This window comes from Psychrobacillus sp. FSL K6-1267, assembly GCF_038003265.1.
Taxonomy (GTDB): domain Bacteria; phylum Bacillota; class Bacilli; order Bacillales_A; family Planococcaceae; genus Psychrobacillus; species Psychrobacillus faecigallinarum.
Genome location: NZ_JBBOOR010000001.1, coordinates 3,422,621 through 3,444,543, shown reverse-complemented (window position 1 = coordinate 3,444,543; position 21,923 = coordinate 3,422,621). Strand labels below are relative to the sequence as shown.

The following is a 21,923-nucleotide window of genomic DNA, read 5'->3' as shown; positions in this document are numbered from 1 at the left end:
CATGGCAAAAAAATATTTAGGTATGTCTATATTGATTTTATTGCTAATCGTAACTGGATGTACTCCTAATCAAAAAGATAAAACGGAAGTTATACAAAATACGGAGGAAGAAGAAGGTGAGACTGTTATTATTCCAAGTCTCCAGCTAGATGAAACATATTATCGCACTCTTTTTCCATATAAGGAGAGCGCTAGCAGGGGCTTGGTTGTCTCCAATCTTTATACGAAATATGATATGAAAGAAGTCGAATTAGGCCTCTTTAGAATTTCTCAAACAGAGTTTTCTCCAGACAAGTATTTATTCCAAGAGGGACAATATTTAGATAAAAAAACAATATCCTCCTGGCTGGCAAGAAGCAGTCAAACAAAGGAAGGTTTAAATCCAAGTGATGAGGGGCTTACTGGAGAAGAGAAAGCATTAAAGGCTCCCGTTTATGTGACTCATATTGTGGAGCAAAACTATCTAGAAGTAGTTGATAAAAAGGCAAGGTTGGCTGGAGTCTCAGTAGGAGTTTCATTAAACTCTATCTACTACTATCAAAAAGAACAATATGGAGCAACGTTTGAACAACCTCTAACACAGGAACAGATTAAGAAAAACGGTGAAAGAATTGCAGCTGAAATTGTCAATCGTATGAGACAAATAGAAGGATTAGAGGAAGTACCTATTGTTGTAGGGTTATTTGAACAAAATAGCCGCAATGCTATAGTACCAGGCTCCTACTTCCAGTATAGTGTAGCATCAAAGGGAGCTAATTTATCAGATTGGAAGCCGGTTGATGAAGAGTATATTATGTTCCCATCCACTGATGCCGAAAAAAAATATCGTGAATTAAACACAATATTTAGCAACTTTAAGCAAGATGTAGGAATATACTTCTCTAACTATACTAGCGTTATCGGTAGAGGCTACTTTAGAGATCAACAGCTTCAAAAGCTTACGATTGAAATACCTATACAATTTTACGGCACTGCCGAGGTAATAGGCTTTACCCAGCAACTCGCTGTATTGTTGAAAAACCATTTCCCTGCCGAGATGAGTGTAGAAATTCAAGTGACCTCTCTAGATGGAGCAGAGGCATTATTAGTAAAAGAAGCTGGAGAAGAAGACGCATTTGTTCATATTTATAACCAGTAAGGAAACCAATCGTACTCTGTTCAACTAGTGTGAAAAATGATATGATAGTTGTTATGGTTATTGAATTCGGAGGTGTAAAAATTGGCGAATATTTCAAAAGAAGAAGTAAAGCATGTTGCACATTTAGCTAGACTTGCAATTACAGAAGAAGAGGCAGAAATGTTTGCAGATCAACTAGCTGCAATTACAAAATTTGCGGACGAGCTTAATGAGTTAGACACTACTGATGTCGCTCCAACTACTCACGTATTACCATTAGTGAATGTTCTTCGTGATGACAAATCTGTACCTGGTTTAGATCGTGAAAAAATGATGAAAAACGTAAAAGAACAAGAAGCAGGACAAGTTAAAGTACCAACTATTATAGAATAAGAAAAAGTAAGGAGGGCATCTGATGACATTATTCAAACATTCAGCAGCAGAGCTTCAAGATCTTATCAAAAAGAAAGAAGTATCTATTCAAGAGCTAACTGCTGAATCCTATAAAAGAATTGATAAAGTAGACGGAGAAGTTCAAGCTTTTCTAGCGTTAAATGAAGAGCAAGCTACTGCTCAAGCAAAAGAAATGGATCAAGTTCCTTTCGAGGAAAGAGGCCCCCTTTTCGGATTGCCAATCGGAGTTAAGGACAATATTGTAACTGAAGGCATTGAAACAACATGTGCCAGCAAAATTTTAGAAGGCTTTAACCCGATTTATGATGCTACTGTTGTACATAAATTGCGTGATGCAGGTCTAATTACTATTGGTAAGCTAAATATGGATGAATTCGCTATGGGTTCTTCTAATGAAAACTCTGCCTATAAAAACACACGTAACCCATGGAACTTAAATCATGTACCTGGTGGTTCGTCAGGCGGCTCTGCAGCAGCAGTTGCAGCTGGTGAAGTTCCTTTTTCATTAGGTTCTGATACTGGTGGTTCTATTCGTCAGCCTGCTTCTTTCTGTGGAGTAGTTGGGATGAAACCTACATATGGTCGCGTTTCACGTTTTGGATTAGTAGCATTTGCTTCTTCTCTAGACCAAATTGGACCTGTTACTCGTAATGTAGCGGACAATGCCTTCTTACTAGAGGCTATTTCAGGCTTAGATGCAAATGATTCTACTTCTGCAAATGTAGACGTACCAAGCTTTACTAAATCCTTAACAGGTGATATTAAAGGACTACGTATTGCTGTACCTAAAGAGTATTTAGGACAAGGTGTTGGAGAAGCTTCCAAACAGTCTGTACTTGACGCACTAAAGGTTTTAGAATCTCTTGGAGCAACATGGGAAGAAGTATCCTTACCACACTCTAAATACGCACTAGCAGCTTATTACTTGTTATCATCATCTGAAGCCTCATCTAACTTGGCTCGCTTTGATGGCATTCGTTATGGCTTCCGTGCAGACAATGTAGAAAACTTGATGGAGCTATATAAAGAAACTCGTGCTCAAGGCTTTGGTGACGAGGTTAAACGAAGAATTATGCTTGGAACATACTCGCTAAGTGCTGGTTCTTATGATGCTTATTATAGAAAAGCACAGCAAGTACGTACATTGATCAAGCAAGATTTTGACAATGTGTTTGAAAAATATGATGTAATCATCGGGCCTACTACACCAACACCAGCTTTCAAAATTGGTGAAAATGTAAAAGATCCATTAACGATGTATGCAAACGATATTTTAACAATTCCAGTTAACCTTGCAGGTGTACCGGGAATCTCTATCCCATGTGGATTTGCAGACGGTCTTCCACTTGGTTTACAAATTATTGGTAAATACTTCGATGAAGCAACAATCTATCGTGTGGCACATGCTTATGAGCAAGCAACAAGCTTCCATAAACAAACTCCGCAAATATGGGAGGGAGCAAAATAATGAATTTTGAAACGATTATTGGACTAGAGATTCATGTAGAGTTAAAAACTGATTCTAAAATGTTCTCACCAGCACCAGCTCACTTTGGTGCAGAACCAAATACAAACACACATGTAATTGACCTTGGTTATCCAGGGGTATTACCTGTAGTAAATAAAACAGCAGTAGAGTGGGGAATGAGAGCCGCTCTTGCGCTTAATATGGACATTGCTCCTATTACGAAGTTCGACCGTAAAAACTATTTCTATCCTGATAATCCGAAGGCTTACCAAATTTCTCAATTTGACAAGCCAATCGGTGAAAATGGTTGGGTAGAGATTGAAGTAGGCGGCGAAAAGAAACGTATCGGTATCACTCGTCTTCACCTAGAAGAGGATGCTGGTAAGCTTACACATACAAGCAATGGATACTCTCTTGTAGACTTTAACCGTCAAGGTACTCCTTTGATTGAGATCGTATCAGAGCCAGATATCCGTACGCCGGAAGAAGCTTATGCTTATCTAGAAAAGATTAAATCCATCATTCAATACACTGGAGTTTCTGACTGTAAAATGGAGGAAGGATCACTTCGTTGTGATGCGAATATTTCCTTACGACCATATGGTCAAGAAAAATTCGGTACGAAAACAGAGCTTAAAAACTTAAACTCCTTTAACTTTGTACGTCGTGGTCTAGAGCATGAGCAAGTTCGACAAGCTGAGGTTCTTTTATCAGGTGGAGTTATTCCACAAGAAACTCGCCGTTATGACGAATCAACTGGTAAAACAATTTTAATGCGTGTCAAGGAAGGCGCGGATGATTACCGTTACTTCCCAGAGCCAGATTTAGTGCAAATTGTCATCGATGATGCTTGGAGAGAAAGAGTTCGCTCTGAAATTCCTGAGCTTCCAGATGCTCGAAAAGCACGTTACATTGAAGATTTAGGCTTACCTGCATATGATGCAATGGTACTTACTTTAACAAAAGAAATGTCTGATTTCTTTGAGGAAACTATTGCCCTAGGAGCAGATGCAAAGCTAGCTTCTAACTGGTTAATGGGTGAGGTATCTGCTTACTTAAATGCCGACCAAAAAGAATTGAAGGATATCAAGCTTACTCCTTCTAATCTTGCTGGCATGATTAAGCTAATCTCAGATGGAACAATTTCATCTAAAATTGCGAAGAAAGTATTTAAAGAGCTTGCGGATAATGGCGGAGACGCTGCTGAAGTAGTAAAAGCTAAAGGCTTAGTACAAATTTCAGACGAAGGCGCTCTTCGTGAAATTGTTACAGCTACATTAGATGCTAACCCACAATCCATTGAAGACTTTAAAAACGGGAAAGACCGTGCAATTGGTTTCCTAGTAGGACAAATTATGAAAGCAACAAAAGGTCAAGCTAACCCGCCTCTTGTTAATAAAATCCTAAATGAAGAAATTGTGAAAAGATAATAAAAGAAGATGACTCCTTAAAGGGGTCATCTTTTTTGTTTATAGCATAAGTAGTTATAGATATAATTTGTTTGAAAAAGCACCAATAATATATGGGTGATTTCCGCTTTAGACGGACGCTTTCCGCGGGGGGAGCGCTAAGCCATCCCCGTCGCATGCGCGTCGTATGGGATGGCTTATCTGTCTCCCTGCTCCCGCAGGAGTCGCCGTCTGCCGCTACAATCAGCGGTTATGTATAAATGGGAAAGTCGTATAGACAACGCTCACTCAACTACATAAAGCTAGAACAATTAAATAGTAGATTTCCGCTTTAGACGGACGCTTTCCGCGGGGGGAGCGCTAAGCATCCCCGCCGCATGCGTGTCGTATGGGATGTCTTATCTGTCTCCCTGCTCCCGCAGGAGTCGCCGTCTGCCGCTACAATCAGCGGTTATGTATAAATGGGAAGTCGTATAGGACAAAACTATTTAACTACATAAAGCTAGAACAATTAAATAGTAGATTTCCGCTTTAGACGGACGCTTTCCGCGGGGGGAGTGCTAAGCCATCCCCGTCGCATGCGCGTCGTATGGGATGGCTTATCTGTCTCCCTGCTCCCGCAGGAGTCGTCGTCTGCCGCTACAATCAAAAGTTGAGTATTATTTATAAGCTTATTTTTGTCTTTATTAATAAAGCAAACGTTACTTCAACAAGAATTTCCTAATTTTTTACACTAATGTTATATCTATTTTGACACCATAAAAGGTTGAGAGCTTAAAACTTCTTTTCCATTTTCTGAGACATAAACTCGCACTTCTTTGCCATTTATAATTCTTAAGGGGTTCTTCATGGAAACATATAGTTCTCCTTGCTCATTAGGTTGAAATAAAGTTCCCCCAACCATCGTTCCAAATCGTACCTCTACATTTTCTTTAGGTCCAAAAACAACTCCTTCGCTATTATCTCCTCCAAGTGAAATTTCATAGTTTGCAGTCGGTTTTAAACCTTTTACTAATACAATTACATCAATAATTCCATCTTCAATAGTACTGTCATCGATTATTTGCTCAAAGGCAATAGTTACTCTACCTGATCCATCTTCCAAAGGTATATCTTCTGCCATATAAGCTTTGACTTCTGTAACACTTTCTTCATTTGAGCAACCGGTTAACACTAGTCCAAAACCTAATAAAATGATAATAATACTACGCATTAGTATCCCCCTATATTGATTAGCAATTTTTATTTCTATTGTCCAAAATAATTCTTTCTTTTATATTTTAACTTAAATATCCATTTACGATAATATATAGGAAAAGCCATTTTTCAAATTCCTTAAAGATAGAGGAGAACTAATTTACATTTAATTTACTAACAAATGGTGCTATGATGAGAGATAATTATGAGGGATAGGGTGATGAGGATGGAGCTTTGTTTTATTGGTGGTGGACATGTTTTAAATGGTGAAATTAATGATGTTTTGGAAGAATTGGAGTGTAAAATTAATCCTAATGCAAAAGTTTTGATTATACCATTTGCAACAGACGAATCTAGATATGATAGCTGGATGGAAAGCATGAGACAGGCTTTTGCTCGCATTCCTAACGTGACACTTGGTTTATTGCATGAAGAGTTATCAAAAGAAAAAATGGTGGCGATGATTCAAGCTTACGACGTTCTTTATTTTATAGGAGGACAACCAGAGAGATTGCTTCAGGTTATCTTGGATAAAGAGCTGACTGGAACTATTAGTAGCTTTCCAGGATTGATGATTGGCTATAGCGCAGGTGCATTAGCTTTTTGTACTGACTGCATACTGACAAAGGATGAAGACTACCCTGACACAATAGTATTACAAGGATTAGGGTTAGTGGATTTTAGTGTAGAAGTCCATTATCGTCCAGAATCAGATAATGAGCTATTGACTCTATCTAAAGGGAGAACCATCTATGCTCTTCCAGATGGTAGTGCTATCTTTTATAAGGATGGAAACATAGACACAAGAGTAAATAATATCATTACCTTTGAGAATTCGAATAAAAGCATAGTTTAAGAGAAACTGTCTTCTGGGGCAGTTTTTTTGTGTGAAGAAAAAAGTGCTGGTTAGGTCGCATATCAGTAAAGCGAAACGATTATTTGCCCTAAACCGACCGATTCCAAAATACCAATATAGAAAAGCCCCTGCTATCTGACAGGGGCCATTAGCTTTCCTCACCCAGTAAATATCTGATCATTTGGAAATTTATATTTTACCTTTTTTGGTTTAGTCAAAATGAAGAATAAAGTCAGTGGTCCAATCCTTCCTAAGAACATCAATATACAAATTAGGATTTCTCCTATATTTGATAGCTGTGGGGTGACACCCATTGTGATTCCGACCGTTCCAAAAGCTGAGAAAACTTCGAATAGTAATGGAAGTAAAGGTAAGCGCTCCGTTATGGTTAATGCAAAAGCAAATATAAATACTGTTGCCAAGCTTACGGTACAAATAACAAGAGAACGGATAATAATCTCTCTGGATATGGACCTTTTAAACAGCACAGGCTCCTCCTGTTGACGGAAAAATGCGATGGTTGCAGCTATAATGACAATAAAGGTCGTTAGCTTAATGCCGGAAGCAGTGGAGGCACTACCTGCACCAATGAACATCAAAAGCATTGTAAATAATAGAGAAGGGTCCTCCATTAGGCCATAATCGACCATATTAAAGCCGGCAGTTCTTGGAGTTACTGCATTAAAATAAGAGGTCATAATCTTCTCTAGTAAACTCATTTCACCGATTGTATCGTTATTATTAAATTCTAAGATTAATAGAACTAGAGTTGCAAAAGTATTTATACATAGTGTCCCTATAATCATCAGCTTAGTATGGAGTGACCATACTCGAAAGCTGTTTTTACGTAATACATCAATTACTACTACAAACCCAATACCTCCAATGATTATAAGGCTCGTGATAAGTAACACTACTATAGGGTCGTTTGTAAAGTCCATTAGGTTATCTGAAAACAAAGAGAAGCCTGCGTTATTAAAGGCGGAAATTACATGAAAAAAGCTATAATAGATTGCATCGACGAAGCCATACTTCGGAATCCAATGGATCGTTAAAAGAATAATAGCCACAGACTCGATACAAACAACAAACAGGAGAATATGTTTAACTAGCTTGACGATACCTCCGATAGAGGGCTGGTTAAAGGATTCCTGCAAATAAATTCTTTGCTGTAGACCAATTTTCTTTCGGAGAAGAATAAGTATAGCGACAGCAAATGTCATTAAACCGATACCGCCACATTGTATCAAAATAAGTAAAACTATTTCCCCGAAAAGCGTAAGAGTACTACCAGGATCAAAAACGCTAAGACCTGTAACAGTGGTAGCAGAAGTTACCAAAAAGAGAGCGTCTACCCATGAGATATACGTTGTCGTCGCTATAGGCAGCTTTATCATAATTGTTCCGATAAATATTAAACAAGCAAAACTACCAGCAATAAGAACTGGCGGTGAAAAAGAGAGCTTCTTTCCCATGTGGCACTTCCTTTTAATGGATATAAAATAATAATTACTTTAATCCTATTAAGATCGGCTGTCAACAACTTGTTTGAAACAAGTTGTTAAACGAAGTATACTAAAGAAAAAGGGGGATTTTTCATTGAAAACAGAACAGCATTACTTTGAAGAAGCTAAAACGTTGGAGCAATATATGAATGATATGACAACGAAAAAAGAGGAATCCTTTAGTATTTATGACCAATTTGAAGTCCCAGCAGATGATGAATTTATTGAGATATTAAAAACAAAAAAACCGCATATACTAGCTATAACTGAAGACTGGTGTGGAGATGCTATGATGAATAATGCGATTATTCGTAAAGTTTCAGAAGCAGCAGGTCTAGAAACCCGTGCTGTATACCGCGATGAAAATTTAGAGCTTATGGATCAATATTTAACAAATGGTGGACGTTCTATTCCTGTTTATTTATTGCTCAATGACGAAGGGGAAGTAATTTCTAAGTGGGGACCGCGTGCAGAGGTCGTTCAAAAATTTGTAATGGACGGTAGAGCGAAATTTCCAGATAAGGAAGATCCTGCTTTTGAAGAAACGCAAAAGAAGTTTTATGAGCAAATGACTCATGAGTTTATGACTAACAATGAATTCCATTTAGCCGTATACGAAGATATTCGTAGTCATTGGCTGCCAATTCTTCAAAATAAATAATCGAGCATTGTTTTTTATGGGAGTCGGCTATAGTCGGCTCTTTCGTACGTTAGGAACTTATTGTGAATAAATATAGTCTTTATAATTAAGAAATTGTAAAGTAGAAAGGAAATCTGTATGAAGCGTGCACGAATTATCTACAATCCAACCTCAGGAAGAGAATTGTTTAAGAAACACTTACCAGGAGTATTGGAGGCTTTAGAAATAGCAGGCTATGAAACATCCTGCCATGCGACCACAGGTGAAGGGGATGCGATTAACGCAGCCAAGAAAGCAGTAGAGAATAAATTTGATATCATAATTGCCGCTGGGGGAGACGGGACTCTCAATGAGGTAGTAGCTGGTGTAAGTGAATTTGAAAATCGCCCGAAAATTGGTGTCATTCCAATGGGAACGACAAATGACTTTGCACGAGCTGTGCATATACCAAGAGATATTCATCGAGCGGTTGAAATTATTATAAAAGGCGACACAATACCAGTTGACGTGGGTAAGGTCAATGACCGTTATTTCATTAACATAGCAGGTGGTGGTCGTATCACTGAGCTTACATATGAAGTGCCAAGTAAACTAAAAACTATGCTTGGACAGCTGGCCTATTATTTAAAAGGAATTGAGATGCTTCCATCCATAAACGCAACTAAAGTCCGTATTGAATACGATGGCGAAGTATTTGAGGATGAAGCTATGATGTTCCTTGTGGGGCTTACAAACTCTGTAGGCGGCTTTGAAAAGCTAGCTCCCAACTCAAGCATTAATGATGGGAAATTCTCCTTACTAATTCTTAAAAAGGTAAATATTGCAGAGTTTATTCGCTTGGCAACACTCGCTATTCGAGGAGAGCACTTAGGAGATCCTCATGTCATTTATAAGAAAGCGACAAATATTAAAGTAACTTCTGACGATAAGGTTCTTCTGAATCTAGATGGTGAATATGGTGGTACCATTCCAGCAACATTCCATAACTTATACAGACATATTGAGGTTTTTGTACCAATCGATGAAATTCGAGAGCAGGACAGACCGTAAAATTATTGAACCCAGCACAATATAAGTGCTGGGTTTTAGTGTAACTTTTTTTATGCAATCCTTCATTATTCATATTTGTTCTAATTTTACTAATAGTATGTTAGGAATCCATCTTTTTAGGGAATAATTTAAAACTAATACTGGATAAGGAATATGAAGGAGTGGAATAGTATGTATAAGAGACAAGAGAAGTATTTGATGTGGCTCGCCTTTGTAGTTGCGGGAATTATGATACTATCGATTGCTGGAAGAGTTTTTGGAGGATGAGGAGGGTTTAGCATGGGAAATGCTGATTCATTATTTTATAGTCGTGTTTTGACAGAGTTGACCTTATCATTTCATATTATTTATGCGACGATCGGCGTTGGTGTTCCTTTAATGATTATGATTGCACAATGGGTAGGTATTAAAAAGAACGATGAACACTACATATTGTTGGCAAGACGTTGGGCAAGAGGATTTGTAATTACGGTTGCAGTAGGAGTAGTTACCGGTACAGCAATTGGTATGCAGCTATCACTTTTATGGCCAAATTTTATGGAGCTAGCAGGTAATATTATTGCACTTCCATTGTTTATGGAAACATTCGCATTCTTCTTTGAAGCAATTTTTCTAGGAATTTATTTGTACACTTGGGATCGTTTTGAGAATCAGAAAAAACATTTATTATTGCTAATTCCTGTAGCAATCGGTGCTTCCTTTTCAGCGGTATTTATCACCATTGTAAATGCTTTTATGAATGCGCCCCAGGGCTTTGATGTAGTAAATGGAGAGCTAGTTAACATTAGCCCCATACTAGCAATGTTTAATCCAGCGATGCCCACAAAAGTAGCACATGTAGTTGTAACAGCTTATATGACATCAGCATTTGTGTTGGCTAGTATAGCAGCCTTTCGTTTGTTAAAGGGATCTAATCATATTTATCATAAAAAAGCTTTATATTTAACGGTAAAGCTCGGATTAATCTTTTCGATTGCGACAGCCATTATCGGTGATTTTTCCGGTAAATACTTAGCGGAGTATCAGCCCGAAAAATTAGCGGCAGCTGAATGGCATTTTGAAACAGAAGAAAATGCTCCACTTATTTTATATGGGGTCTTAGACGATGGAGAAGTTAAATACGCTATTAAGATTCCTTATGCATTGAGTATACTTGCACACTTCAACCCAACTTCAGAGGTTATTGGATTGGACCAGTTCCCAGAGGATGAAACACCTCCGCTATATATACATTATCTCTTTGATATTATGGTGACAATCGGTATGGGATTAGCTGCACTTTCAGCGCTATATTGGCTAGGTAAACGATTAAAATGGGCATTTGTCGATTCTAAGTTTTATAGATGGCTTCTCGTTTTAGGAGGCCCAGCAGCTATTATAGCAATTGAAGCTGGCTGGTGGCTTGCAGAAGTAGGGAGACAGCCTTGGATATTAAGAGGAATAATGAGAGTAGAAGATGCAGCTACTACGAGTGATCAAGTAGATTTTATGTTAATCCTGTTTGCAGGTCTGTATGTGGTACTTGGAATAGGTAGCGTTGTAGTGCTTACTCGTATGTTCCGAAAAAATCCGGTTGAGCAGGAGATTAAAGATAGAAATTCAGAAAAGGGCGGTGATATTCAATGAGTCTGGAAATCATAGGTCTCACAGTTCTTTGGACATTTCTATTTGGCTATGTAATTGTTGGCTCCATTGATTTTGGTGCCGGGTTCTTTAATGCTTATAGCTTGATAACTGGGAAGCAACATATATTGAGTAATATTATTCAGCGATATTTATCCCCTGTTTGGGAGGTAACAAATGTATTTCTCGTATTTTTCTTTGTAGGAATTATTGGCTTTTTTCCTAAGACAGCTTTCTATTATGGAACAACTCTTCTTGTCCCAGCGGGTATTGCTTTAATATTGCTCGGGATTAGAGGCTCCTATTACGCGTTCGAAACATACGGGTCCAGAGGGCATAAAGGGTACTCCTTTATGTATGGTTTATCCGGATTGTTACTACCAGCCTCATTATCAACAGTCCTGACCATTTCTGAGGGTGGTTTTATCGAAATGATTAACGGCTCACCAAGCTTAGATTACAACGCCTTGTTCATCAGCCCCTTAACCTGGTCAATTGTAGCATTAAGTCTTACTTCTGTTTTATATATTTCGGCTGTTTTTTTAACATGGTATGCCAACAAGGCTGGAGATGTAAAAGCAACAAATTTGATGAGAAAGTATGCATTAATCTGGTCTTTTCCAACGATCATTACAGCTGGTGGAATTATTGTAGAATTGCGCTCGCACAACGTGGAGCATTACAATAATATGCTCGATATTTCGTGGGCCTTTGGATTGTCATTCCTATTGTTTTTAGGTACCGTCTGGTTATTATGGAAAAAACGTAAGTATGGTTTGGCATTTGGATTATTGGCAGGACAATTCTTAATCGCCTTTTTTGCTTACGGCTTTTCCCATAAACCTTATTTGCTTTATCCATATTTAACAATCTATGATAGCTTCACAAATGAGGCAATGGCAATATCCTTAATAATTGTGTTTATATTAGGTTTAGCCTTGTTAATCCCGTCCTTATATCTTTTATTGAAGCTTTTTCTTTTCAATAAAGATTATGTCAAGGGGAAGAAGAATAATCACGCTTAGGAGGAACGAACGCTATGACTGAATTTCTAATTTTTTATGCACCCTTCATCGTACTGATCGGCTCCATTATTATTGCATTTTGGGCATCCACCAAGGATGGCCCAGTTAAGGATGAATAATTAAAAAGGACCTCATTAGTAGAGGTCCTTTTTGCTTAACAATTTCTAAACAAACAAGAAAAGTGATTATGCTAAAATAGAATTAGAAGGGGTGGAGAAATAAATGAGATATGAAGTAATTATGTTCGATTTAGATGATACCTTATACGATTTTGGAATGACTGAGAAAAATGCATTTCAACAGTTATTTGTAGAATATGGATTACCAAATGGACTTCAGGATTATTTAAGCAGCTATAAGGCAATTAGTAAGGTATTATGGGATGAATTAGAAAACGGCATTACAACACTAGAACTATTAAAAATAGAGCGATTCAAACGTTTGTTTTTAGAGCATAGCCTCGAGTTAGATGTAGAAAAAGTAAGTGATAAATATATTGAAAACCTTGGAAGAGAAATTCACTTAATCGATGGTGTAGAGGAAATGCTTACGGATTTATCTGGTTGCCGTTTTGCTGTTTTAACGAATGGCTTCCAAATAGCCCAGCATGCAAGAGTCAACGGTTCTCCTTTGAATGGGAAATTTGAAGCTATAATCACTTCAGAAGAGGTTGGTTATCAAAAACCGCAGTCAGCTATTTTTGAATATGCATTCAAGAAACTAGGAATAACAGACCCGTCTAGCGTTTTAATGGTTGGTGATTCACTTACCTCTGATATACAAGGTGGGAATAATTTTGGTATTGATACTTGCTGGTTCAATCCTCAGCAAAAAGAAAATAGAACTTCTATTTTACCTACATATGAAATACAAGATTGGAAAGAGATGAAAAAAATAGTTCGAGGTCAAATGTTAGAAATTTAAGCTTTAGGAGATTCCAATATTAACAATTTTATAAAAAGAATAAACAAATCTACAAAGCAAATTGCACTCCTAATTTGTTTTATAACAAAAGAACGAAAAACAACAACGTACAAATAAACGTTGTTGTTTTTTTATTATTTGAGATTATAAAGATGCTCCTCTCATTGTATCCGCTGTAAAAGAGTGTTAAGTATTAAGCTCCGTCCCCTGTAGAATTAGCCTCTTACAATCCAACTTTTCCATTAAAAAAACAATAAAAAGATATTATAACTTCTTTTAGTTTTTTATATTAATCTCTGCATAATTTCTTCATATTTATTATCTATACTATTCGTGAGGATAATGAAAGGATAGGTGAATTTATTGTTTGACCAATTAAGTTTATTCTTGGCTTTTGGGGCGGGATTTTTGTCCTTTATATCGCCTTGTTCATTACCCCTTTATCCCGCATTTCTTTCATATGTAACTGGGGTATCTCTAAATGAACTTACACAAGATAAAGGTATGTTAAATAGAAAGGCATTGGTACATACGCTTCTTTTTTTACTTGGATTTTCATTCATTTTTATGGCATTAGGTTTCTCCACATCTTTTATAGGAACAATTTTTATTGAATACCAAGACTTAATACGCCAAATAGGAGCAATTCTTATAATATTTTTTGGTTTAGTAATACTAGGTATTATTAATTTTGACTTTCTCCTTTCAGAGAAGAGAGTTCAGTTTAAAAAGCGTCCCAAGGGACATATAGGGTCTGTGTTGATTGGTATGGGATTTGCTGCTGGATGGACTCCATGTACAGGACCAATTCTTGCTGGTGTTATTGCTTTAGGGTTTTCTGATCCTGAACGTGGAATCCTATATATGTTATTTTATGTCCTAGGTTTCTCTGTTCCATTTCTCATTATGTCGTTATTTATAGGAAAAATGAAGTTTTTACAAAAAAGAAGTGAAATGTTTATGAAATTTGGAGGAACTTTAATGGTTGTCATGGGAGTCTTACTATATTTTGATATGCTGACAAAGATTATAGAATTTTTGACTCCTTTTTTTGGAGGATTTACAGGGTTTTAAATTAAATCAAAACTTATTAGAGAGTAGGTTTTTTACTATGGAAAACAAAAAGAAAAAAAGATTTTACATGCGACTTACACTTTTGACGTTAATGGTTGGAGTAATTGTCTTTACCATATACACTAATTTAAGTAAAAGTAAAAATGAAGTTTTACAAGTAGGAGATACAGCGCCTGATTTTGTATTAATTGATATGAATGGAGAGAGACATAAATTATCTGATTACAGAGGTCAAGGGGTCTTTTTAAACTTTTGGGGAACTTGGTGTAAACCTTGTGAGAGAGAATTCCCGCTGATGGACAAACAGTATAAAAAAGTAAAAGACAACGGTCTTCAAATACTGGCAGTAAACATAGGTGAGTCCGATTTTAAAGTGCAAAAATATATTGATCGCAAAGGTTTGAGCTTCCCGGTTTTGATAGATAAAAATAAAAGTGTAATGGAGACATATAATATTAATCCTTTACCTACTACTTTTCTTGTTAACCCGGAAGGTAAAATTGAGAAAATAATCACTGGTGAGATGAGTGAGGAAAGCATAAAGCGATATATGGAGCAGATAATGCCTTCATAATATTTAGTTTCATTTGGTTATTTGGATTCTTTAGTGAGAAGGTGTAAATGGTTTGATGAATAGAATTTCGACAAAGTTAACAGCTTATTTTTTCATCGCTGTACTGATAATGGAAGCATTCCTTATTTTTTATCTCCATCAAAATATTGTACATGCAAGAATTGATGAGGAGTTCTCTTTATTATTAAAAAACGGATCAAATCATCGCGAGGTACTTCTTGAATACTACTCTGATACTACTATGAGACATATCGTATTGATGGAAAAGGGAAAGGAAAGAGAAGTCGTTATTACAAATAACAAAGGGGAAATCATAAATAGCTCATTTGAAAAAAATTTGCCTTTAGATGACTATATCCCAATAATAAAAAATCTGGATTCGAAAAAAGATGAAGTACTAGTTTCAGAGTGGAATGAATCACCTTATATTATAAGTGCACATCCCTATAAAGTGAGTAATGATCAATCTGGTTATGTTGTCATGTTTCAAAGTACATCTTCTATTAAGCAATTGGTGGACAAGCTAAACATGCATTTTGGAATTGCCGGTGGGACAAGTGTTATCCTCTTGTTTATCGTCTATACGGCATTATCTAGACTACTTACGAGACCTTTAATACGTATGAAAGAAGCTACGGAGAACTTAAGCAAAGGGGATTTTGCTGTGAGTCTTCCTTCCATCGGTAAGGATGAACTCGGGAAATTGTCAGGTTCTATTCAAAAGTTAGCGAATGACCTAGAAAGAATGAAAACGGAACGAAATGAATTTTTAGCTTCAGTTGCTCATGAACTGAAAACTCCTCTTACATATCTAATTGGATATTCTAATGTAGCAATGCGAAAAGAGATTAGTAAAGAAGAACGTGAGCAGTATCTTTTAATAATTGCAGAAGAGTCAGAAAGAATGAAAGAACTTGTAAAAAATTTATTAGATTTAGCAAAAATGGATGAGAATTCTTTTACTGTATCAAAGGAGTATTTTGATGCACAGCCGTTTTTTGACAACATCATCAAACTAGTTGGACCTTCTTTTGAGATGAAGAATATCAAACTAAGTTATGTATGTGAGGACAATTTTCAAGTACATGCCGATTCTTTGCGATTAGAGCAAATTGTATTGAATTTACTTGATAATGCATTGAAATACTCTAAAGAAAATACAAAGGTTTCATTGGATGTACGTAAAAAAGAGAAGAGGACAATCATTTCTGTTATTGATTGTGGAATAGGAATTCCCAACGATGAAATTAGTTTCATATTTGAAAAACTATACCGTATAGAAAAGTCACGTTCACGTTCGTTTGGTGGATCAGGAATTGGGCTTGCTGTTGTGAAGGAATTAGTGGAAGCGCATGGAGGAAGCATTGAGGTTCATAGTATTTTGGGAAAAGGAAGTACATTTACAGTAATAATTTAGGATTATGTAAGGATTGAATAGGAGGTTTTGAGCGTTCATGCAGAAAATTTTGTTAGTGGATGATGAGCCTAGAATGTTAGATTTAATTGAATTATTTCTTCAGCCACTTGGATTCATATGTATGAAAGAAACAAGTGGCAAGAAAGCAATAGAGATACTGCAAAATGAGAAAGTTAATCTTGTCCTTTTAGATGTCATGATGCCAGAAATGGATGGATGGGAAGCTTGTAAAAAGATAAGAAAGTTTTCTGATGTTCCTATAATTATGCTTACAGCCAGATCTGAAAAGTTAGATTTAGTAAAAGGATTAAACACTGGGGCTGACGATTATATAACAAAACCTTTTGATGAAAAAGAGTTGGTGGCAAGAGTTAATGCAATATTACGCCGGTTATCTGTGAATGAATTGGAGGAAGTGTCTATAACTTACGAAGCTTTTAGACTAAATAGGGAGACTTATTCATTACAATACCATGATGCAATCGTACAACTAACATTGAAAGAATTTTATATTATTGAAGCATTAATTACTCGCCCCAAAAAAACATATACACGCGAAGAGCTATTGAATGCTGCATGGGAATTTAGCACATATACAGACACAAGAACGGTAGACTCACATATACGCAATTTGAGAGAAAAATTGAAAGCTAATGGTTTCCCTATTGATGAATTTCTTAAGACGGTATGGGGAATCGGATATAAATGGAGCTAAGGGAGTTATATTAAAATGAAAAAATATAAATTTTTAATTGGTTTAATTGTAATATTATTTCTCCTGTCTGCATGTAACTCAAATGAAAAGGAAGGATATTTATTTAACGAAGTTAAAAATAATAAATTTGATCATATACACGGTATGGGATATATAAATGGAGGAAACGAATTTGCCATTGCAACACATTTAGGATTATATGAATATGGCAAAGAAGGATGGAAAGAAGCAAATAGTCAAAAACATGATTATATGGGCTTTCAAGCTGTACGAGAAGGATTTTTCTCAAGTGGTCACCCAGAAGAAGGAAGTGAATATAAAAATCCTCTAGGTCTTATAAAGAGCAACGATAAAGGAGCAAGTTTCGAACAATTAGCTTTTTATGGAGAGATTGATTTTCATTATCTTGCGGCTGGCTATGATTCAAATACAATTTACGTATTAAATGAAACACCCGTTAAAGAGATGGATGTAGGTTTACACTATTCTGTAGATGAAGGTGTTTCTTGGAAGAAGGTTGCTATGAATGGATTTACGTCAGATTATATTACCAATTTGTCTGCACACCCAACGTATAAGCAAACTATTGCTGCAGCAAGCAAGGATGGATTATTTATTTCGGATGATTATGGACAAAATTTTAAACGGAAGAATGATACTAATAATATCACGTATGTAACATTTAATGAGACAGGAGGTTATTATTCTAATTTTGATAATGATAAGGTATTTCTAAAATCTTTCATGATAGAGAATAGTGAGGAAACAGAAATTGAACTACCATCTGATTTAGAAATGGATCCCATTATCTTTATTGCAATAAACCCAGGGAATCTAAAAGAGATCGTAATAGCTACAAACAATAATAATATTTATGTAACAAAAGACGAAGGATTTTCTTGGGATAAACTCGCTTCAAATGGTGAGTTATCAATATAAGAAAATAGAAGGTGAATTTAGATGTACAGTTTGATGTCAAAGATAAGTCAAACAATAAGTAACCCAGTTACTGATTTCTTACACTCCTTCGAACATTTTCCGATTGTAGTCGCACTTCTACTTGGTTTAATTGGGGCGGCTGCACCTTGTCAATTAACGGGGAATTTAAGTGCTATTACCTTTTATGGAAATCGAACAATTCAAATGAAGGGGAATTGGGGAGAGATTATATCTTTTATCGTAGGGAAAATCGTTGTATTTAGTTTAATTGGATTATTGGCTTGGATATTTGGTCAATCCTTTGAGACAAAAATGACAGAGTTCTTCCCAATATTTCGTAAAGCGATTGGGCCACTTATGATGGTTACAGGTCTTGTACTTTTAGGGATTTTTAAGTTTGGCTTTATTAATAGATTAACTATGCGCATCCCATTGGTATTAAAAGAAGGGAAGTTAGGTTCTTTTCTATTAGGAGCTAGTTTTTCATTAGCATTTTGTCCTACAATGTTTATCTTATTTTTTGTTTGGTTAATGCCTACTGTTTTATCAACCTCTTATGGTTTTGTCTTACCTGCAGTATTTGGATTTGCGACGTCCTTACCGCTAATTCTTTTGTTTATATTAATTTGGTTATTTGATGCAAGGCAATTAATAATGAAAAAAAGTATGAAGCTGGGAAAAGTTATTCAGAATTTAGCAGGCATTATAATTCTTATGATAGGACTTTTTGACACAATCACTTACTGGGAAATATAAGCTTTTTGGTCAATTATTTATGGGGAAGTTCTGCATAGTTTTTTCATACTTTCAGTGTATGATTGTCTTCAACAACAAAGTTTCTTTTGTTGTGTGTAATTAATAAAGATTGAGGAGGATTATAATGAAAAGAAATTTAATAATAGGTACCATTTTGTTGGTTGTTGTAATGATTATTTCTGCTTGTGCTAGTGATGAGAAGGAAACCAATACAAACCCTAATCCTAATAATATGAACATGAATGAAAGTTCTGGCGAGAGTATGGAAGGTATGGATCATTCTAATATGGACATGTCTGGGTCTGGTGAAGTTCCTGACGGATTGAAAGTAGCTGAAAACCCAACTTTTGAAATTGGCAGTCAAGCAATTTTAGAGACTGACCATATGAGCGGCATGAAGGGTGCTGAAGCAACTATTGTAGGAGCTTATGATACATCTGTATATGTCATTTCTTATACTCCAACAACTGGTGGCAAAAGGGTGGAGAATCACAAATGGGTAATTCAAGAAGAAATAAAAAATGCCGGTGATCAACCTTTAAAACCAGGAACAGAAGTTACCATTGAAGCTGACCATATGGCTGGAATGGAAGGTGCTAATGCAGAAATTGACTCATCAGAAGCTACGACCGTATATATGGTAGATTACATTTCAACTACAGACGGGGAAGCAGTTACAAATCATAAGTGGGTAACAGAAAGTGAACTATCAGCAAAATAAACTAAAATTTTTATAACTTTCACGAAAGAGTTTATTTGAAGTTGCGGAAGAAATGTCAATATTATGATTCCACTTCTATAGGGAAAACTGCAGAACAGATACTTCTTTCTTAAAATTACTTTCTAAAAATAAAAATGGCGTTGATGCCATGCTGCTTTTTTAGGTTGTATAGACTATTATCAAAAAGACATTTAATGTATTTTGAGATTTTAAAAATTATATTTTTTTTTAATATATAATTTTATGATTTTCCAAAAAATGTATACTTTTCTTTTGTTTAATGAGATACTATGGTAATAACAATGATAAATTGTTAATGCCATAAATTGGAGTTGAACATGTTTGTGATTGCACGTAGCACGAATGGTGTTACAGAAGTGTTGAAAAATTCAAATAGCCAACTGATAAAAGTATTTTACAATCTTGAAGAGGCCGAGCAATTTGTAGCTCGGTTAAACAAAAGCATACTACCTGAGAAGCAGTGGACTGTCATAGAGGATTCATTAATGTTAAAGTTAAACGAGTAAGGAAATTTTCCTTACTTTTTTTTGTGGGTAAAAAAAGTGAGAAATTTAATACACTTAAGCTACCTGATACTATTGGACGCCTATATTTGATATAATAATATCCATTACACAAGAACGGAGATTTAAAGTGAACACACCAGTAAAAAAGAATGATCAGTTAGCGGTTTATATAGAGGATTTGACACATGATGGATCTGGCGTTGCTAAGGTCGACGGCTATCCACTATTCATACATGGTGGTCTGCCAGATGAAAAAGCGGAAGTACGTGTTTTAAAGACATTAAAGAACTATGGCTTTGCCAAATTATTAAATATTGTAGAGCCCTCCCCATTTCGCGTAGAAGCTCCATGTCCTGTATTTTATGAATGTGGCGGCTGTCAGCTCCAACATATCAATTATGAAGGTCAGTTAAAATGGAAAGAAAATATGGTTCGAAATGTCATGCAACGATTAGGCAAGATTGATGCGCCAGTATTACCTGTAAAAGGAATGGACAACCCTTGGGAATACCGTAATAAATCTCAAATTCCATTTGGTTTAGCGGATGGAAAGGTGATTGCAGGGTTTTATCAGGCGAAGTCTCACAGAATTGCAGACACTCCAACTTGTTTGATCCAATCGGATGAAGCTGATCGATTGATGAGAGCATTCAAGGAAAAGGCATTAGAGCTAGACTTAGTCCCTTACAATGAAGACACAAAAAAAGGTCAGCTGCGTCACTTAGTAGTCCGTAAAGGCAGAGCAACTGGCGAGGTGATGGTCGTTTTAGTAACAAAGCATCCTAAGCTTTCAAAGAAGGAAGCAATTATTGAACTAATTAGAGAAGCAGAACCAAAAGTCACCTCGATTATGCAAAATGTTAATTCAAGAAATACGAACGTCATCTTCGGAGACGAAACAAACCTATTGTGGGGGAAACCAACGATTGAGGATTTAATCGGAGATGTTCGATTTGAAATATCTGCTCGTTCCTTTTATCAGGTAAACCCAGAGCAGACAGAAGTATTATATAAACAGGCACTCGATTATGCTCAGCTTTCAGGAGACGAGACTGTAATTGACGCTTATTGCGGAATTGGTACAATTTCATTGTTCCTTGCGCAAAGAGCGAAGCAAGTGTTGGGTGTAGAAATTGTCCCTCAAGCGATTGAGGACGCAAAAAGAAATGCTGAGCTAAATGGCTTCACTAACACATACTTTGAAGCTGGCCCAGCAGAGGAAGTCATTCCACGGTGGTACAAGGAAGGAAAAAATGCTGATGTTCTAGTAGTGGATCCCCCGAGAAAAGGCTGCGACGAAGCACTTCTGACGACAATCATAGAGCAACGCCCAAAACGTGTAGTTTATGTCTCATGTAACCCAGCAACACTTGCACGTGATCTTCGCATTTTAGAAGATGGAGGCTATAAGACACAGGAAATTCAACCAGTGGACATGTTCCCGCAGACGACACATTGCGAAGCGGTTGCTTGGCTGGAGTTATCATAAGTTTTCACAAACGAATTCTGATTTTGGAATTCGTTTTTTTTGTTTTTCTCTTACCTAAATTAAGCCTGGAAGAAGCTCCTACTTATGATATAAATTCAATACATCTACTAGGGTCTTTGATTCATTTTTAAATTCGTACTTGAAACGTCGTGATTATTATCTTGTTTGCCGTGGTTCTTTCAGTTAAACTTAGTGTAATTAAATGAATTTGCAGGGGGACACGTTTGTGTTGAGAAGGTAAAACCTGACCCTTAGAACCTGGCTGTTAATACGGACGTAGGGAGCAAAGTACACGATTATCAATATGTACTTACTTAAGCTCCGCGTATTATTTACGTGGAGCTTTTCTTTTGCAAATACTTTAATTGCGGGGGGACACATTGTGTTGAGAAGGTTAAAACCTGACCCTTAGAACCTGACAGTTAACACTGGCGTAGGGAGCAATCATGGGTGTAGTCTACACTTTTTGGGCGTCTCTATTAG

General features: G+C 36.4%; 22 protein-coding genes and 2 riboswitches. Of the genes, 20 read left to right on the top strand and 2 right to left on the bottom strand.

Translation table 11 applies throughout. The annotated features are described in order from the left end of the window. Nucleotide 1 precedes the first annotated feature (1 nt). The 4 genes from MHB55_RS17730 (at nt 2) to gatB (ending at nt 4,429) form a co-directional block, all read left to right on the top strand. The gene (locus MHB55_RS17730; RefSeq protein ID WP_154309963.1) at nt 2-1,138 is read left to right on the top strand and encodes a CamS family sex pheromone protein; all 1,137 of its coding nucleotides are present in this window, start codon (nt 2-4) and stop codon (nt 1,136-1,138) included. Between the two features lie 81 nt (nt 1,139-1,219). After that, entirely contained in the window at nt 1,220-1,510 is a 291-nt protein-coding gene (gatC, locus tag MHB55_RS17725; protein ID WP_154309964.1) for an Asp-tRNA(Asn)/Glu-tRNA(Gln) amidotransferase subunit GatC, read from the top strand. 22 nt (nt 1,511-1,532) lie between these two features. Then, a complete protein-coding gene (gene gatA / locus MHB55_RS17720) occupies nt 1,533-2,999 on the top strand; it encodes an Asp-tRNA(Asn)/Glu-tRNA(Gln) amidotransferase subunit GatA (RefSeq protein WP_144541630.1) in 1,467 nt (488 codons plus the stop codon). Next, nucleotides 2,999-4,429 carry an Asp-tRNA(Asn)/Glu-tRNA(Gln) amidotransferase subunit GatB gene (gatB, locus tag MHB55_RS17715; protein ID WP_144541632.1) on the top strand — a complete coding sequence of 477 codons (1,431 nt, stop codon included), beginning with the start codon at nt 2,999-3,001 and terminating at the stop codon, nt 4,427-4,429. Before gatA ends, gatB begins: the two co-directional genes overlap by 1 nt. A gap of 724 nt (nt 4,430-5,153) precedes the next feature. Here the strand turns inward: gatB and MHB55_RS17710 are convergent. Next, entirely contained in the window at nt 5,154-5,621 is a 468-nt protein-coding gene (locus MHB55_RS17710; protein ID WP_151112738.1) for a hypothetical protein, read from the bottom strand. A 210-nt stretch (nt 5,622-5,831) separates the two neighbouring features. Between MHB55_RS17710 and MHB55_RS17705 the strand changes: the two genes are divergently transcribed. Then, a complete protein-coding gene (locus tag MHB55_RS17705) occupies nt 5,832-6,461 on the top strand; it encodes a Type 1 glutamine amidotransferase-like domain-containing protein (protein ID WP_340863743.1) in 630 nt (209 codons plus the stop codon). Between the two features lie 158 nt (nt 6,462-6,619). Here MHB55_RS17705 and MHB55_RS17700 read toward each other — a convergent pair whose 3' ends face one another. Beyond that, nucleotides 6,620-7,936 carry a TrkH family potassium uptake protein gene (locus MHB55_RS17700; protein WP_340844825.1) on the bottom strand — a complete coding sequence of 439 codons (1,317 nt, stop codon included), beginning with the start codon at nt 7,934-7,936 and terminating at the stop codon, nt 6,620-6,622. 124 nt (nt 7,937-8,060) lie between these two features. Here MHB55_RS17700 and MHB55_RS17695 point away from each other — a divergent pair, with 124 nt between their 5' ends. The 15 genes from MHB55_RS17695 (at nt 8,061) to rlmD (ending at nt 21,440) form a co-directional block, all read left to right on the top strand. Continuing rightward, complete coding sequence (locus tag MHB55_RS17695) at nt 8,061-8,627, top strand: thioredoxin family protein (RefSeq protein ID WP_144541640.1); 567 nt, start codon at nt 8,061-8,063, stop codon at nt 8,625-8,627. A 117-nt stretch (nt 8,628-8,744) separates the two neighbouring features. Next, nucleotides 8,745-9,656 carry a diacylglycerol kinase gene (locus MHB55_RS17690; protein WP_151112745.1) on the top strand — a complete coding sequence of 304 codons (912 nt, stop codon included), beginning with the start codon at nt 8,745-8,747 and terminating at the stop codon, nt 9,654-9,656. Between the two features lie 279 nt (nt 9,657-9,935). Next, complete coding sequence (locus MHB55_RS17685; RefSeq protein WP_151112747.1) at nt 9,936-11,282, top strand: cytochrome ubiquinol oxidase subunit I; 1,347 nt, start codon at nt 9,936-9,938, stop codon at nt 11,280-11,282. Next, the gene (locus tag MHB55_RS17680; RefSeq protein WP_151112749.1) at nt 11,279-12,304 is read left to right on the top strand and encodes a cytochrome d ubiquinol oxidase subunit II; all 1,026 of its coding nucleotides are present in this window, start codon (nt 11,279-11,281) and stop codon (nt 12,302-12,304) included. The genes MHB55_RS17685 and MHB55_RS17680 overlap by 4 nt, the downstream gene beginning before the upstream one ends. A gap of 14 nt (nt 12,305-12,318) precedes the next feature. Beyond that, the gene (gene cydS / locus MHB55_RS22305; RefSeq protein WP_404814919.1) at nt 12,319-12,423 is read left to right on the top strand and encodes a cytochrome bd oxidase small subunit CydS; all 105 of its coding nucleotides are present in this window, start codon (nt 12,319-12,321) and stop codon (nt 12,421-12,423) included. A 103-nt stretch (nt 12,424-12,526) separates the two neighbouring features. Then, on the top strand, nt 12,527-13,228 hold the full coding sequence (locus tag MHB55_RS17675) for a YjjG family noncanonical pyrimidine nucleotidase (protein ID WP_151112750.1): 702 nt from the start codon (nt 12,527-12,529) through the stop codon (nt 13,226-13,228). Between the two features lie 363 nt (nt 13,229-13,591). After that, complete coding sequence (locus tag MHB55_RS17670) at nt 13,592-14,302, top strand: cytochrome c biogenesis CcdA family protein (protein WP_154309971.1); 711 nt, start codon at nt 13,592-13,594, stop codon at nt 14,300-14,302. Nucleotides 14,303-14,339: 37 nt separating this feature from the next. Next, on the top strand, nt 14,340-14,876 hold the full coding sequence (resA, locus tag MHB55_RS17665; protein ID WP_154309972.1) for a thiol-disulfide oxidoreductase ResA: 537 nt from the start codon (nt 14,340-14,342) through the stop codon (nt 14,874-14,876). A 55-nt stretch (nt 14,877-14,931) separates the two neighbouring features. Further along, nucleotides 14,932-16,293, top strand: a complete 1,362-nt coding sequence (locus MHB55_RS17660; protein WP_154312268.1) for a sensor histidine kinase — start codon at nt 14,932-14,934, stop codon at nt 16,291-16,293. A gap of 37 nt (nt 16,294-16,330) precedes the next feature. Then, nucleotides 16,331-17,008: a response regulator transcription factor gene (locus MHB55_RS17655; protein WP_340863742.1), complete on the top strand. Its 678-nt coding sequence runs from the start codon at nt 16,331-16,333 to the stop codon at nt 17,006-17,008. A gap of 15 nt (nt 17,009-17,023) precedes the next feature. Continuing rightward, the gene (locus tag MHB55_RS17650) at nt 17,024-17,947 is read left to right on the top strand and encodes a F510_1955 family glycosylhydrolase (RefSeq protein WP_340863740.1); all 924 of its coding nucleotides are present in this window, start codon (nt 17,024-17,026) and stop codon (nt 17,945-17,947) included. A 21-nt stretch (nt 17,948-17,968) separates the two neighbouring features. Further along, nucleotides 17,969-18,703 (top strand): urease accessory protein UreH domain-containing protein, encoded by a 735-nt coding sequence (locus MHB55_RS17645; RefSeq protein WP_151112760.1) that lies wholly within the window; start codon nt 17,969-17,971, stop codon nt 18,701-18,703. A 124-nt stretch (nt 18,704-18,827) separates the two neighbouring features. Next, entirely contained in the window at nt 18,828-19,424 is a 597-nt protein-coding gene (locus MHB55_RS17640; RefSeq protein ID WP_151112762.1) for a YdhK family protein, read from the top strand. A 338-nt stretch (nt 19,425-19,762) separates the two neighbouring features. Continuing rightward, the gene (locus MHB55_RS17635; protein ID WP_144542031.1) at nt 19,763-19,951 is read left to right on the top strand and encodes a hypothetical protein; all 189 of its coding nucleotides are present in this window, start codon (nt 19,763-19,765) and stop codon (nt 19,949-19,951) included. Nucleotides 19,952-20,078: 127 nt separating this feature from the next. Continuing rightward, a complete protein-coding gene (rlmD, locus tag MHB55_RS17630) occupies nt 20,079-21,440 on the top strand; it encodes a 23S rRNA (uracil(1939)-C(5))-methyltransferase RlmD (protein ID WP_340863739.1) in 1,362 nt (453 codons plus the stop codon). A 202-nt stretch (nt 21,441-21,642) separates the two neighbouring features. Further along, nucleotides 21,643-21,740, top strand: a riboswitch (TPP riboswitch). A 59-nt stretch (nt 21,741-21,799) separates the two neighbouring features. Continuing rightward, a riboswitch (TPP riboswitch) is annotated at nt 21,800-21,897 on the top strand. Nucleotides 21,898-21,923 lie beyond the last annotated feature (26 nt).

Excerpts from the sequence above, each read along its gene's own strand:
- MHB55_RS17730 (WP_154309963.1), top strand. The coding sequence starts at position 2 with ATGGCAAAAAAATATTTAGGTATGTCTATATTGATTTTATTGCTAATC.
- gatA (WP_144541630.1), top strand. The coding sequence starts at position 1,533 with ATGACATTATTCAAACATTCAGCAGCAGAGCTTCAAGATCTTATCAAA.
- gatB (WP_144541632.1), top strand. The coding sequence starts at position 2,999 with ATGAATTTTGAAACGATTATTGGACTAGAGATTCATGTAGAGTTAAAA.
- MHB55_RS17710 (WP_151112738.1), bottom strand. The coding sequence starts at position 5,621 with ATGCGTAGTATTATTATCATTTTATTAGGTTTTGGACTAGTGTTAACC.
- MHB55_RS17705 (WP_340863743.1), top strand. The coding sequence starts at position 5,832 with ATGGAGCTTTGTTTTATTGGTGGTGGACATGTTTTAAATGGTGAAATT.
- MHB55_RS17700 (WP_340844825.1), bottom strand. The coding sequence starts at position 7,936 with ATGGGAAAGAAGCTCTCTTTTTCACCGCCAGTTCTTATTGCTGGTAGT.
- MHB55_RS17690 (WP_151112745.1), top strand. The coding sequence starts at position 8,745 with ATGAAGCGTGCACGAATTATCTACAATCCAACCTCAGGAAGAGAATTG.
- MHB55_RS17685 (WP_151112747.1), top strand. The coding sequence starts at position 9,936 with ATGGGAAATGCTGATTCATTATTTTATAGTCGTGTTTTGACAGAGTTG.
- MHB55_RS17680 (WP_151112749.1), top strand. The coding sequence starts at position 11,279 with ATGAGTCTGGAAATCATAGGTCTCACAGTTCTTTGGACATTTCTATTT.
- cydS (WP_404814919.1), top strand. The coding sequence starts at position 12,319 with ATGACTGAATTTCTAATTTTTTATGCACCCTTCATCGTACTGATCGGC.
- MHB55_RS17675 (WP_151112750.1), top strand. The coding sequence starts at position 12,527 with ATGAGATATGAAGTAATTATGTTCGATTTAGATGATACCTTATACGAT.
- resA (WP_154309972.1), top strand. The coding sequence starts at position 14,340 with ATGGAAAACAAAAAGAAAAAAAGATTTTACATGCGACTTACACTTTTG.
- MHB55_RS17660 (WP_154312268.1), top strand. The coding sequence starts at position 14,932 with ATGAATAGAATTTCGACAAAGTTAACAGCTTATTTTTTCATCGCTGTA.
- MHB55_RS17655 (WP_340863742.1), top strand. The coding sequence starts at position 16,331 with ATGCAGAAAATTTTGTTAGTGGATGATGAGCCTAGAATGTTAGATTTA.
- MHB55_RS17650 (WP_340863740.1), top strand. The coding sequence starts at position 17,024 with ATGAAAAAATATAAATTTTTAATTGGTTTAATTGTAATATTATTTCTC.
- MHB55_RS17645 (WP_151112760.1), top strand. The coding sequence starts at position 17,969 with ATGTACAGTTTGATGTCAAAGATAAGTCAAACAATAAGTAACCCAGTT.
- MHB55_RS17640 (WP_151112762.1), top strand. The coding sequence starts at position 18,828 with ATGAAAAGAAATTTAATAATAGGTACCATTTTGTTGGTTGTTGTAATG.
- MHB55_RS17635 (WP_144542031.1), top strand. The coding sequence starts at position 19,763 with ATGTTTGTGATTGCACGTAGCACGAATGGTGTTACAGAAGTGTTGAAA.